This is a genomic window from Citrobacter sp. T1.2D-1 (genome assembly GCF_950098555.1).
GTDB classification, from domain to species: Bacteria; Pseudomonadota; Gammaproteobacteria; order Enterobacterales; family Enterobacteriaceae; genus Citrobacter_A; species Citrobacter_A telavivensis.
Window position 1 is genome coordinate 22,354 of record NZ_CATNHH010000007.1, and the last position, 13,247, is coordinate 35,600.

Sequence of the window (13,247 nt, forward strand, 5' to 3'; positions counted from 1 at the left end):
CTCCGTTAGTCATCAAGCTGGTCAAGGGCGGTGGTGGAGGCGGTCTGCGCCTGCGGTTCGGCTTTACGCCACTGCGGGTTTAACTGGATGTAGACCAGCGCAATAATCGCGCCGACGCCGCCAAAGGCCAGCAGGCTCAGGTCGAGGTAACCACCGGCGATAAAACCGAGGAAGAAGAAGGGCATCAGGTACTTCACGCCCATCATGCGCAACACCATGGCGTAGCCGACCACCACGATAAAGCCACCGGCAATTTGCAGGCCGCGAGTGACGAATTCCGGGATGGCATTCAGCATATTGCTGACCATATCAGCACTGACAAACAGCGAGACAATCAACGCCGGGATGGCGACGCGTAGCGCCTGTACGCCCAATGCGGAGACGTGGAGGATGTCGATGGTGCGAAAACGCGCGTCTTCTGCGGCCTTATCCGCCGCATGCTGGAACACCACGGTGATAGTACGAGCGAAGACGGTCAGGACCTGGCCTGCCGCCGCCACTGGCAGCGCGATAGCGATACCGGTCGCGATGCTCTGCTGGCCGACGATCACCAGAATGGCGGAGATAATACTGGCGAGCGCGGAGTCCGGAGACTGCGCGGCGCCGACGTTCATCCAGCCAAGCGCGATCAGCTCCAGCGTCCCGCCGAGCATCACTCCGGTTTTTAAATCACCGAGGATCAGGCCAATAACCGTACAGGCAATGAGCGGGCGGTGGGTCTGAAATTCATCCAGCACGCTGCCCATCCCGGCAATACAGGAAAATATAAATATGGCGATAATTTGTAGGGTACTGATTTCCATAATGGGTCACCTTAAAGTGTGAACATCCCTGCCTGTTAAAGCATACGTACACAGGCGCTTTTATTTATTCAGCGAACGACTGTTCTTTTATTTTTTCGAGAATATTAATGGATGGATCGGAGGCGACCACGCGCAAATCCAGGTTGACGCCAAATTTATCCAGTTCGCGAAACGCATTAATATCATCGTCATCTAAGGATACGGCTTTGGTTAATTGTTTTTTACCCGGTCGCCAGGCCATGCCGCCAATATTTAAGGTGGCAATTTTCACGCCTTGCTTGACCATTGCCAGCGCATCCTGTGGGCGGGTAAATAAATAAAATACCGTTTCGTCCTGATACTGCGGATTATGATAAACCGCGACGGCTTTTTCGATATTCACCACGTTGACCTTCATCCCCGGCGGGGCGGCCTGGCGTAATAATGTCCGGCGCACTTCATCGTTATAAACCTCGTCATTACAGATAATAATCCGCTGAGCATTCGCCACCTTCGACCAGACGGTGGTGACCTGACCGTGGATCAGGCGGTCATCAATACGGGCAAGGGTAATATTCATCAGAAATCCTCTTCGGTCGTTTCCAGATGCTGCCAGACCACGCAGGTTTGTTGTGCAATGGTCGTCAGGTGTTCGCACAGTTCATCCACATTCATACTGCTCTGGTTATCCACCAGTTCCAGCGCCAGCGGCAGGGAAAGCCCGCTGATCACCCGAATATCCGGATTGCGCATCGCAAGCAATGCCGCGGCGTTCCACGGACTGCCGCACTGCAGGTCAACGGCTATCAACCATTCACTGTTGGTGTGAGTACTCACCAACTTTTCCAGCTTCGCGACGATATCGCTGGCGTTCTCGCCGGGGACAAAGGCTACCGCCTCAACGTTGGCGTCGCCGTAAACCATCTGCACCGATTCCAGCATGGCGCAGGCCAGTTTGCCGTGAGCACAGAAGATTGCATTAACCATAACGCCTCCTTAGCCGCGCGTTTTTCCGCCCGCAATGTTAGTGGTTACTCCGGTAATGTAGCTGGCGCGTTCTGACAGAAGATAACAAACGAAATCAGCAACTTCGGTCAGGCGTCCTGAGCGACCAATCGGAATGGCGTTCTTGCTATAGCCTTCGCGCAGCTGATCAACGGTGATATTGCGGGTCCAGGCCAGCGCTTCTTCATATTCCGGCGTGCGCAGTCCGGTTTTTTCCAGAATCCCGGGGGCAATGCCGACCACGCGAATACCGTGTTTACCCAGCTCTTTTGACCAGGAACGGGTGAAGCTATTCAGCGCCGCCTTCGTTGCGGCATAGCAACTCTGGCCTTCTGACCCTTCCAGCCCGCTTTCAGAAGAGACGTTAACGATAACGCCGTTACGTTGTTTCACCATCTGGCGCGCCACCGCTTGTGACATTAAGAACACGCCTTTCTGGTTGATATTGACCATTTTTTCAAATGCGGCTTCGTTTAATTCATACTTTCCAGCCGGGGCTTTTTCATCGACCAGTAGACGGGGGAAGTTAACGCCGGCGTTATTGACCAGACCGTCAATTCGGCCAAAGCGCTGGATGATTTCATCCACGGTGTGATTAACTTCTTTAGCGCTGGAAATATCCGTCGGCCAGAAGTGATAACCGTTATTTCCTTCATGTGTTGCTTCACCACCGTGAATATCTGCCATCTGGACATTCGCGCCTTGTGCTAATAACTCTTCGACAATAGCCAGGCCAATTCCGGATGCACCGCCGGTTACAATAATGACTTTGTCCTGTAGGTTTAACCACGTTTGCATAATTAACTCCCAATTTCAGAGAAGGGGATCCTGCATAAAATAAATTACGTCAGGATCAAGATGAATATATCTACTTCAATAACAATTCAGCGGTATGGCTGTTAGTGACTAAACAATTAATATATTTTCCACGTAATGCACCGAGAATACCGCTTAACTTTTCTTCACCCATTGCGATGCCGATGGAATAACGCGCCTGCTTTAATTTGTTGGTTTCGATGGAGAGTGTTTTTTCGCTCATATTGGTCTCCACCGTTACGCCGTTGGTATCGTAAAAGCGCGAGCAAATGTCTCCGGCAACCTGCCGGGCGTGCAGGTCGTCGCTTTCTTCGCTACCGTAAAATGCGTGCCAGTTTGCGCCGTCGCGAATTGCCGGAGAACCGATCCCCACCAGTGCGACATCCAGATTCTCCCAGTAGGCAGAAATCGACTTAAAGTGCTGAGACTGCATAATACCGTTACGGATCAATGGGTTTTCCAGCAGCGCCGGAAAATCGGCCAGGTGTGATTCTCCTTTCAGCTTTGCCGCCGCGCCGTAGGTCAGCGTATTGACGTGATAGCGGCTCTCAAGCTTGCCGGACGGCCCGCCGATGATCGGCACACAGATCAACTGACGTGACTGGCTGGCTGGCGACAACCCCTCGACCAGCGCGCATACCGCACGTCCCCAGGAAAAACCAATGATGTCGCCGGGTTCCAGTAAACGTTCCAGCAACTGCGCGCCATGCACGCCCATCATTGCGAGTTGTTCCTCTTCCTGCTCGCTGTCGCAGGTGATCACCACCGCCTCTTTAAGACCGAATCGTTGTTTGAGTTGCTGTTCCAGCCACAGGTTTTCGTTGTAGTCGTAGTTGATGGCAATAGTGACAATGCCCTGTTCGCGACCGCGTTTCAGCAGGCGGCTGATGGTGGTGCGATAAATCCCCAGTTCACGGGCGATCTGCGCTTGTGTCATATCCTGTTCGTAATAGAGCTGCGCTATTTTTACGATCAGGCGGATATCATCACTGTTTTCCGTCGCCATCTGTAGACTCCTGCACATTTGTGCAAATCACGAACCAGCCTTCTTGATCTGATATAACCTCATAAAAGCGGGAGTTCAAAGCAATTTTCTCTTCTTTCCACGTCCTGTACTGGCGGTTTATATTGCACATATGATGTGCGGGTCGATCGTTGTTGGCACAGATGTGCAAGTAATCCTAATGTCTTGATTCTGCTGATTTTCATTCAACAAAATTGCAGGCTAAGATCGGCGACACTTTTGTGTCGAAAGGTGTGGCGGATCACAAATAGTGCAGAGGCCATTCTGCACGATTATTTTTTATCGCCAGCAAGGTAGGGTATATTCCGCATTTATTACACAAAGCATTCAGGCTGTATCAAGGCGGCAAGGGAGCGAATCCTCTGGAGCATAGATAACTATGTGACTGAGGTGAGTGCGGGCAGCCAACGCAGAGACAGCCTGAAGGATAAAGTGTACAAAGGAGAAATTATGCTGCCCGACTCATCATCCATTCGACTCAACAAATACATCAGTGAAAGCGGAATCTGCTCGCGTCGCGAAGCCGATCGCTTCATCGAGCAAGGAAACGTCTTCATCAATGGCAAACGCGCCACCATTGGCGACCAGGTGATGCCTGGCGACGTCGTGAAGGTGAATGGTCGGTTGATTGAGCCGCGTGAAGCGGAAGATTTGGTCTTTATCGCACTGAATAAGCCGGTAGGGATCGTGAGCACCACTGAAGACAGCGAACGCGACAATATTGTTGATTTCGTTAACCACAGCAAGCGCGTGTTTCCGATTGGCCGTCTGGATAAAGACTCCCAGGGACTGATCTTTCTGACCAACCACGGCGATCTGGTGAATAAGATCCTGCGTGCCGGTAACGATCACGAAAAAGAGTATCTGGTCACGGTCGACAAACCGGTTACGGATGAATTTATTCGTGGGATGAGTGCGGGCGTGCCGATTCTGGGCACCGTCACCAAAAAGTGTAAGGTGAAGAAAGAGGCGCCGTTTGTATTCCGCATTACTCTAATCCAGGGGCTGAACCGTCAGATCCGGCGCATGTGCGAACATTTCGGTTATGAGGTGACGAAGCTTGAACGTACGCGCATCATGAACGTTAGCCTCTCCGGTCTGCCGCTGGGTGAATGGCGTGACCTGACGGATGATGAGCTAATTACGCTGTTTAAGCTTATCGAAAATTCCACTTCGGAAGCAAAACCGAAGGCGAAAGCGAAGCCGAAAACGGCGGGAATCAAGCGCCCGGTGGTGAAAATCGAAAAGACGGCGGAGAAAGAAAAATCACGCCCGGCGGCAAACGGTAAACGCTTTACCTCGCCGGGGCGTAAGAAGAAAGGGCGTTAACGTCTGCCGCGCGTTGGCGTATTCGCGGACCAGGAAAAAGAGGCCTCCGCATCCGGTTTATAAGCCTGCTTTTTCTTCAACTGACGGGCTTTTTTTGCCTCGGCTTCGCGCAAGACCATCAGCTTATCAATGTACTCTTTCTTCACGCTGTTGGTTTCTGCGTTGGTCAACTGACGACCATGCGCGATACGGGCGCGATCAAGCAGCGTTTTCAGTTCGCGCTGTTCGCGCTCGGTCATCTCTTTTTGGGTAATGCGGGGGAGTGCCATACGGGTGCCCTCTGTCTGCCAGGTGATTTCAGTGTACGGCAATACGCCACGGGCGGATAGCGCTCAGTCAGCAATACGCAGTTTTCCTGCGAAATCCTGCTGTGTATAACCCGTTGTTTTAAATCCCTTATCCGTAATGACGTGATCAATCTCTTTGAGCGTGGCGATACACATCACGCCGTCCTGACCAAATTTAGTATGGTCGGCGAGAATCACGGATTTTTTACTCATTGCAATCATCGCTTTGGCAACGTAAGCCTCATCAAAGCTCTTCACGAGTATGCCATGCTGCGGTGAAATGCCGCCCGCACCGATAAAGCAGATATCGGCGTGAATCGCGTTAATCTGCTGGCATACCGAGACGCCCAGATTGGCGCGGAAATGGTAATCATATTCGCCGCCTAAGACATAGACACGCGCCTGGAGATTATGCTCTTTTATTTTATCGGCAATTAAGGCGGAATTGGTAATAACGGAAAATGCGAAAGGAGGTAAGTGTTCGGCAAGAATAAGATTCGTGGTACATGAATCAATAAACAGCGTATCGCGCTCGCTGACCATTCCCGCGGCGACTTTGCCAATTGCCATTTTTTCTTCACGATGCGCATCTATTCTTGCGCCAAATGCATCTTCCTGGACAACCTGTTTTTTGACTGCACCACCGTGAATTTTGGTGATCTGACCTTCAGACTCCAGTAAAGAGAGATCGCGGCGAATGGTTTCTGAGGTCACATTTAGCGTTTCTGATAATTTAATAACGGTCACTTCACCGAATTTGTTTAATTCATCAAGAATATGTTTTCTTCTTTTAATCGGGTTCATTATTTTCCGCCTGGGCCGAGCTTTGCCGCATGGTAACTGGATGCGCAGAGCAACGCAACCACTCCAGCGCACAGACGATACCCTCATCATCATTCGTGGTTGTCACATAGCGGGCCTGACGTTTCACACTCTCTGGTGCGTTGCCCATCGCGATGCCGAACCCGGCAACGGCAAACATACTGACGTCGTTCTGCTGATCGCCAATGGCGGCAATCTCTGCGGTAGGTCGATTTAATTGCCGGGCGATTTCATTTATCGCATAGCCTTTATTAATCTCGCTACGTTGAATATCAATATAATTGCCGCCAGTGATCGTCGCCTTATAGTCATCAGGCAGCAGGCTGTTTATTTTCAGGCACAGATCGTCGATTCTGTCGTGTTCTGCCACCAGCGTGATTTTAAATATATCGCGACGATTAAAGATATTCCCTGGTGCGGCGTTAATAAGTGGTAACTCAAATAAGCTGGCCTCATACGATGTCCACGGAGCGATAAGGCGATCGTAACGGTGATAAATTGCCTGTGGAGTAAAAAAATGGTGAGGATAGCGGGACAGCGAAATATGCCGGTCAATATCTCTGAGATCCATTTGGGTGAGCGCGGCAGAATGCAAAATGCGCTGCTGCGCCGTTTCAAGAATTTGCCCGCCGTTGAAGCCGGCGCACCAGCCAAACAGCGTCTCAACCTGCTGCTGTTGTAACAGGCGCGCCATGGAGGAGACCGGTCTGGCGGAACAGGCGGCCAGCAGACCGCCGTGCTGGCGAAATTCAACCAGCGCCTGACGCGTACGTGAACTGATGGTCTTCTGCGACGTCAGTAATGTTCCATCCAGATCGGTAACCAGTAGCATTATTGTTCTCTGTGGTTATGCGTGCGCAATAAAGGGGGCTACGGCCTCTTTAGCGGCATTGCAAACCATATTGTCGATTGCCGTGCCGACGACCAGAATATTGACCCCGGTGTCCTTAAACGCTTTGGCATTGGCGAGGTTAATTCCGCCTTCTGCCAGCGTCGGGACGTCCACCGCGCTAACCAGCGCCCGAAGACGGTCTTTAATCATCTGCGGGATATCGCCTGCCGCCACGCCCTCATAGCTCATCCCGGTCATCAGGCCGATCATATCGACCCCCATCTCCTGCATGCGCTTCGCCACGCTGGCGACCTCTTCCGGGGTGCGTGCCGGAATGCCGAAGGTATGCAGGTCATCCGGATGACCAATGTAGGCGTCAACGGTCAGGCCATATTCATGGGCGAGGTTGACGATGTCCTGCAGGTCGTCCCAGTCAGATTTGTGGGTGTGTAAACCGTCGGCCCCGGCGCGGGCAATCTCCAGAATCTCCGTTTCACTGAGCGGCACGGGCAGCGTTTCGGTAAACCCGCCCGCAATACCCACGGTGATGAAGATGTCGTCCGGCACCACATTACGCACACCGTGTACCGCTTCTGCCATCTGACCGTTGGTGATTTCGTGGCGGATTTGCTCCGCAGCGTGCATGTTGCTCACCCCCTTGTGTCCGCGAGCCAACGCCAGTGCCGGATGGTTGGGCTCCAGCAGTTTCACGCCTGCTTCACACACCGCTTTCGCCAGGCGCGCATCGTCGCCGGTGATCCCCGTACTGAGGATGGTTTGCCCGCCGTGCAACGCGATGGCATCTTTCACTTTCTGTAACGCTTTGGCGCGTTTTTTATTCATATCGCCTTTAAACATGGTGTACCTCTGGTGTTGGTGCATTAATTAACGGGCAGACGGCACAGATTCACTCTGTACGACAGCCTTAAAACGGTTCGCAACGATGGTGGTAATGCAGGTCATGATCATGACGGTGGCCATCACGATAGCCATCTGCAGCGCATTGCTGGATAAGAACGGTGAGGCGAAAGCCGGAACGTAGGCCACCCCTTTGACGTTAAAGAAGCCGAGCATCATGCCGCCCATTCCTGCCCAGAAAATGGCGGAGCCAAAGACGATTTTGTTGGCGAACATGAAGGGGTAGGCGGATTCCACGAAGGTCCCGAAGCCCAGGTTGATAAGCAGTCCTGGTGTGGCAACGGCCGCTTCGCTTTTTTCGCGTGGCGCGATGACGTTGGCCAGGTTGATACCGGCTGCGACCATGACCAGCCCGACCATGTCCACTGCACCGAGGAAGCTGACGCCGGATTTTTCCATCTCCAGCAGCACCAGTGGCAGGATGACCGCGTGATAGACGCCACCCAGAATGGCAGGCCAGATAACCAGACCGGCCAGCAGCCCGGCAAGAATCGGACTAAATGCCAGCGTGCTTTCGATAGCCAGTTTGATGTAGTTACCCGCGGAGAGCGCCAGTGGGCTCAACAGATAGTGCATGATCAAGCCGGCAGCCAGGCCCGAAATACCGCCAGCAACGATGTTGACGGTGGTCATCGGGAAGCGCCAGTTCAGGCACAGTTCAAACAACCAGCGCACAAAAATCCCGGCCATCACGCCGCCAATAATCCCGCCGATCAGGCCGCCTTCAACAGAAAGCACCCCGGCGACGACCCCGGCCACAATAGAAACTTCATCAAGTTCGGAAATCTGTTTTGCCGCCAGCACAGCAACCAGCACCGGCAGCCCTTTCAGCAGGATTTCAAAGATATCGTTGAGTTTTTCCAGCCCGGGAATGTGGCTCAGGGCGAGTACGATCGCCATCGCGATAAAGCCCGGTAGCGCTGGAATCATGATGCTGCGAATGTTAAAGCGCTTGAGCAGGCTCTTTCCGGAACCGCCCTGTGAAGGTGACGCGCTGCCCAACTGGGGTTTGTACTTGATGCCCCAGTATTTACACAGCGAAGCCACGAAGGAGACCGCGCGGGTGCGGCTGGTGGTGCCGGTTGTGCCTGAAGTCGCGACCACATTGGCGCCTTTTGCGGCGACCAGTGCCATCGACGTGCCTCCGGTGCCGACGATAGGGGTTTTCATCTCCACGGCGGCATCAAAAACGGCCTGGTTTGCTTTTACCGGATCGGCGCTCATCACGACGATCCCGTCGATCTCACCACGGCGGATCATTCCGGCTATCCGACTATCGCTCTCGACGACGGAGGCATTCACCTCAGAGAGTTTGCCCTGGAAGATGCGTTGTGGTTTTGTTTGGTTTTCTGTGGTTAATGCATAGACGGAGGCGGGGGTGTCAGGTTTAGCGACATCCATCGAGGCATCTGCCGCGATGAACTGCACGGCGGCGACATCCACACCTGCGGCTTCGCACTGCTGATAAATCTCCTGGAGTAACTTTTCTGGCTCGGCGCCACCCAGGTTGTAGAGGTTGCCTCCACTGCTTCCAATAATCGCAATTTTTTTCATAGCGGCCTCAAAGGTAGGGTAAGGGGTTATCTGTGTTGTAGTGGAATCATATTCCCAATCAAAACAAAATAAAGCAACATGAAAAGATCGATGACAATAACCGATGAGACAATGTGACTGGCTTAATTTTATGAAAATTCAGGGGTTACGTTGTTTTTTGTTTTATGTTGTTATTTGTTGTTTTGTGATGCACTTCAAATACTGTACCGGGAGTTGAAGTACCAAAAGAAGGAATAACCTGGAAAGCGCCTCGCAGATTATGCCTTTCTGAAGTGACGATATGTCTTGCCTGAATTAGTTTACCCGAGCAGGGATGGTGCGCTTGTATTTTACTCAACAAATGCGTATAAAATTTTATACAAGGATGCGATATGCTGCTAAACAAGCAGGTACTTAGATCTGTTGCCTGGGTCGGGCATTCTTTCGAAGACTGCGCGATTTCCCGCCAGAGGTACGTAAAGATGCCGGTTACCCACTACATCGTGTCCAGGCGGGATTAGAGGCTGCTGACTGGAAACCGATGCCTGAGATTGGGCGTGGTGTTGAAGAGCTCCGATTACGTAATGAAGCTGGAGCATACCGGATTATCTACCTTGCCCGCTTTGAGGATACCGTCTATGTGCTGCACTGTTTCAGTAAGAAAACGCAGCGGACTTCCGGGCAGGATAAACACATTGCGCAGGTTCGCTTTCAGGCGGTCTGTCAGGAACACAGGAGGCGTCAATGAGCCACGAAGTGGATACTAAAATTCGTCATGTCACTTCTGCACAGGCGAATATTTTTGCTGAACCAGGCTTTGATGACGCAGAAGCCAAACACCTTCAACAAGACGCAGAACGTGAAGTGGAACAACTCATCCGTCTCAAACAACAGCTTATGCAGGAAATCGCTGTCTGGATTGAAGAAAATCACATGAAACAATCAGAGGCGGCGGTGAGATTAAATATCTCGCGGCCCCGCGTTTCCGATGTCGTTAACCAGAAAGCGAGCAAATTTACCCTGGATGCATTGGTCATGATGCTGATGAAGTTAGGAATACCGGTGACGGTGCAGGTAGGTTAGGCCCGGTTTTTCGTCATATCGGGCCTGTGCCTTTAACTTTCTTTAACCGTATTCCGTTGCGGCTTATCAATCGGTTTACCGGACCAGTAGCCGGCCAGCAGGGAACCGGAAAGGTTGTGCCAGACGGAGAACAGTGCGCCAGGCAGCGCAGCGAGCGGTCCGAAGTAAATTTTACCCAGCGCGGCGGCGAGGCCTGAGTTTTGCATTCCAACCTCGATTGCCAGCGTGCGGCAGGTTGACTCGTCAAAGCCAAACAGACGTCCCCCCCAGTAACCGCCGAGCAGGCCGATAGTGTTGTGCAGGATCACGGCGATAATCACCACGAAGCCGACGGACGCGATATGCGCCGCGGAACCCGCGACCACCGCGCTGATGATTGCCAGAATGCAGACCATCGAAAACGCAGGCAGGTAAGGCTCAACTGCCTTCACCACGCGCGGGAACAGGTGGTGGATCACCAGGCCCAGGGCAATCGGGATCACCACAATCTGCAAAATACTGAGCAGCATGCCCATCACATCAACCTGAATATGCGCATCGACATACATACGTGTTAGCAGCGGCGTGGCGACCACGCCCACCAGGGTGGAAACGGATGAGATCGTCACCGAGAGCGCCACATCCCCTTTCGCCAGATAGATCATGACGTTAGATGCCGTGCCGCTGGCCACGCTACCGACCAGTACCATCCCGGCAGAGAGTTCCGGCGGCATGTTAAACGCCAGCGCCAGTATCCATGCCGCGAGCGGCATCACCAGATAGTGCAGGAAGATCCCGGCCGCAACCGGCGCAGGGCGCGAAAGCACGCGTTTGAAATCATCCACTTTCAGATGAACGCCCATACCGAACATGATCAGCATCAGCAGTGTCGTCACCCACGGGCCGACAGGCGTAAAGGTGGTTGGCGTGTAATACGCAATAACAGAGAGCAGCAGCGCCCATAACGGGAACAGCCTGGTGAGAGTGGCGAGCATGTTGTTTTCCTTGCACGTATGTTGTGTTTGCTTGTTATTAACCGGTTGGGATCGAGCCCAACCATAGTTAGTTTTTATCGTGTGAAGGAATATTATTCAAACAAATTATACACTTTATCCTTCAAGCTGCCTCAGCGTTGGCTGTCTTCGTTCACCCCTGTCACTTACTTATGTAAGCTCCAGGGGATTCTCTCAGTTGCCGCCTTGATGCAACTCGAATGATTTTGTGTATATGCTCATGTTCTGACTTTGAGATTTTCCCAGCTCAGGCCGAACCGTGCGAGGTACTTACGCAGACGGTCGGCATCGTTGGGATTGGCTTTCTTCTGTCGGGAGACGGCGAAGAGTTCACGTCCGGCTTCGGACAACGATGCGCTGCGTCGGCATACCTCGAGCACCGTTTCCAGTTGGCGGCGGTCAAAGAGGTCGAGTTCCATCTCTCGTTCCGGTTGCAACGCCGTCTCCCCCCAACTCTCCTGCAAAAGCGCGATCTCTTCTTCGACGAGGGCGGGCGTAATACGCCCTTGCTCAGCCAGCGTTGCCATTCGCGCGACGGAGGAGCTCAGCTCGCGGAAATTGCCGCGCCACTGCGCCTGGGGCGAACAGGCAAACGCCAGATAGCGTTCGCGCGCCTCTTTATCAAAGCGGATCTGATTCTGTCGACTGCGGGAGAAACGTTGCAACTCATACTCAACGTTAGGGGCAATGTCTTCACGCCGCTGGGCAAGGCCGGGCAAGGCAAAGCGCCACATGTTAATACGTGCGTAGAGATCTTCGCGAAAACGCCCTTCGGCGACCCACTGTGGCATATCGCGATGGGTGCCGGCAATCAACTGGAAGTCGCTGTGCACCTCTTTATCTGAGCCAAACGGGAAGAAGGTTTTCTCCTCGATCGCTTTCAGCAGCATGGCCTGTTCGTCCAGCCCCAGTTCAGCGATTTCATCCAGAAACAGCACCCCGCCGTCGGCTTCGCGTAACAGTCCGGTTCGCGATGACAGGGCACCTGTAAACGCGCCTTTCACATGTCCAAACAGCGTCGACATAGCGTTATCGCCGCGCAGGGTAGCGCAGTTAACCGCTACCAGTTTTCCACCCACCAGATGTCGCGACTGGCGAAGCTGGAAAATCCGTTTGGCGAGGAAGGATTTCCCCGCGCCGGTCGGGCCGGTGAGCAGGATAGGATCGCCTGAGCGCAAGGCCACGCGCTCAATGCGGTCAATCAGTTTGTTGAAGGTAGCATTGCGCGTCTCGATACCGGCTTTGAGGAAGGAGACCGACTGCTGCTGCTCACGCTGAAAGCGACTGGTGAGCGTGGCATAGCGGCTTAAATCGAGATCGATAACCGAACAGGTGCCAGCGGCAACGTCCTCCGGTGGAGCGCCCTTCGGCGCGGGGCCGGTTTGCAGCAGGCTGGCGGGCAGATAGCGGGCTTCCGTCAACAGGAACCAGCAAATTTGTGCCACGTGAGTGCCGGTGGTGATGTGCACCAGATACTCTTCGTTCTCGGTATCGAAGGTGTAGTGCGTGGCAAAGTCGAGGAACGCGGCATAGACCTCTTCGAAATCCCACGGATCGGCAATGGTGATCGCATGCGGGCGGACCTGGGTATGTGGGGAGAGCAGGTTGATATCCTCCGCCAGTTGCTGACACATCCCGGCATCGCGTGGCTGGTGGATAAGCTCCAGTCGATCGACCGGGAAATCCGGCTGTTGACACAGTCCGACCGTTGGTCGCCATTTCTTGAGCCGGTTTGCCCGCTTGCCGCGTTTATCCAGCACCGTGCCCAGCACGCCAATCACCACCCGCCGCTTTTTCATGGTTTATCCCAAAAGATAAATATCG

General features: G+C 53.2%; 15 protein-coding genes. 3 read left to right on the forward strand and 12 right to left on the reverse strand.

Features of this window, described 5'->3' with window-relative positions; all coding sequences use genetic code 11:
* Positions 1–5: 5 nt before the first annotated feature.
* The 5 genes from QQZ17_RS08450 to QQZ17_RS08470 form a co-directional block, all read right to left on the reverse strand.
* The gene (locus tag QQZ17_RS08450; RefSeq protein ID WP_152401372.1) at positions 6–803 is read right to left on the reverse strand and encodes a PTS mannose/fructose/sorbose transporter subunit IIC; all 798 of its coding nucleotides are present in this window, start codon (positions 801–803) and stop codon (positions 6–8) included.
* A gap of 64 nt (positions 804–867) precedes the next feature.
* Positions 868–1,362: a mannose/fructose/sorbose PTS transporter subunit IIB gene (locus tag QQZ17_RS08455; protein ID WP_152401374.1), complete on the reverse strand. Its 495-nt coding sequence runs from the start codon at positions 1,360–1,362 to the stop codon at positions 868–870.
* Complete coding sequence (locus QQZ17_RS08460; RefSeq protein WP_152401376.1) at positions 1,362–1,769, reverse strand: mannose/fructose/sorbose PTS transporter subunit IIA; 408 nt, start codon at positions 1,767–1,769, stop codon at positions 1,362–1,364. The genes QQZ17_RS08455 and QQZ17_RS08460 overlap by 1 nt, the downstream gene beginning before the upstream one ends.
* Positions 1,770–1,778: 9 nt before the next feature.
* A complete protein-coding gene (locus QQZ17_RS08465; RefSeq protein ID WP_152401378.1) occupies positions 1,779–2,585 on the reverse strand; it encodes an SDR family oxidoreductase in 807 nt (268 codons plus the stop codon).
* A 70-nt stretch (positions 2,586–2,655) separates the two neighbouring features.
* Entirely contained in the window at positions 2,656–3,609 is a 954-nt protein-coding gene (locus QQZ17_RS08470) for a sugar-binding transcriptional regulator (protein WP_152401381.1), read from the reverse strand.
* A gap of 468 nt (positions 3,610–4,077) precedes the next feature.
* On the opposite strand from QQZ17_RS08470, the gene rluF reads away from it, so the two are divergent.
* Positions 4,078–4,956 (forward strand): 23S rRNA pseudouridine(2604) synthase RluF, encoded by an 879-nt coding sequence (gene rluF, locus QQZ17_RS08475; RefSeq protein ID WP_152401383.1) that lies wholly within the window; start codon positions 4,078–4,080, stop codon positions 4,954–4,956.
* Here the strand turns inward: rluF and QQZ17_RS08480 are convergent.
* The 5 genes from QQZ17_RS08480 to QQZ17_RS08500 form a co-directional block, all read right to left on the reverse strand.
* Positions 4,953–5,225: a DUF3811 domain-containing protein gene (locus tag QQZ17_RS08480; protein WP_042321003.1), complete on the reverse strand. Its 273-nt coding sequence runs from the start codon at positions 5,223–5,225 to the stop codon at positions 4,953–4,955. The genes rluF and QQZ17_RS08480 overlap by 4 nt on opposite strands.
* Before the next feature lie 63 nt (positions 5,226–5,288).
* The gene (locus tag QQZ17_RS08485) at positions 5,289–6,047 is read right to left on the reverse strand and encodes a DeoR/GlpR family DNA-binding transcription regulator (RefSeq protein WP_152401385.1); all 759 of its coding nucleotides are present in this window, start codon (positions 6,045–6,047) and stop codon (positions 5,289–5,291) included.
* On the reverse strand, positions 6,034–6,897 hold the full coding sequence (locus QQZ17_RS08490; protein WP_152401386.1) for a Cof-type HAD-IIB family hydrolase: 864 nt from the start codon (positions 6,895–6,897) through the stop codon (positions 6,034–6,036). The genes QQZ17_RS08485 and QQZ17_RS08490 overlap by 14 nt, the downstream gene beginning before the upstream one ends.
* A 15-nt stretch (positions 6,898–6,912) precedes the next feature.
* Positions 6,913–7,755 carry a histidine biosynthesis protein gene (locus QQZ17_RS08495; protein ID WP_152401388.1) on the reverse strand — a complete coding sequence of 281 codons (843 nt, stop codon included), beginning with the start codon at positions 7,753–7,755 and terminating at the stop codon, positions 6,913–6,915.
* 27 nt (positions 7,756–7,782) lie between these two features.
* Complete coding sequence (locus QQZ17_RS08500) at positions 7,783–9,369, reverse strand: PTS sugar transporter (protein WP_152754561.1); 1,587 nt, start codon at positions 9,367–9,369, stop codon at positions 7,783–7,785.
* A 430-nt stretch (positions 9,370–9,799) separates the two neighbouring features.
* Here QQZ17_RS08500 and QQZ17_RS08505 point away from each other — a divergent pair, with 430 nt between their 5' ends.
* Positions 9,800–10,096, forward strand: a complete 297-nt coding sequence (locus tag QQZ17_RS08505) for a type II toxin-antitoxin system RelE/ParE family toxin (RefSeq protein WP_446715168.1) — start codon at positions 9,800–9,802, stop codon at positions 10,094–10,096.
* A complete protein-coding gene (locus tag QQZ17_RS08510) occupies positions 10,093–10,431 on the forward strand; it encodes a helix-turn-helix domain-containing protein (RefSeq protein ID WP_152401390.1) in 339 nt (112 codons plus the stop codon). The genes QQZ17_RS08505 and QQZ17_RS08510 overlap by 4 nt, the downstream gene beginning before the upstream one ends.
* Positions 10,432–10,463: 32 nt before the next feature.
* Here QQZ17_RS08510 and panS read toward each other — a convergent pair whose 3' ends face one another.
* Both panS and rtcR read right to left on the reverse strand, forming a co-directional pair.
* Positions 10,464–11,405, reverse strand: coding sequence for a ketopantoate/pantoate/pantothenate transporter PanS (gene panS, locus QQZ17_RS08515; protein WP_152401392.1), 942 nt, complete (start codon positions 11,403–11,405; stop codon positions 10,464–10,466).
* Between the two features lie 236 nt (positions 11,406–11,641).
* Entirely contained in the window at positions 11,642–13,222 is a 1,581-nt protein-coding gene (gene rtcR / locus QQZ17_RS08520) for an RNA repair transcriptional activator RtcR (RefSeq protein WP_152401394.1), read from the reverse strand.
* Between the last annotated feature and the right edge of the window lie 25 nt (positions 13,223–13,247).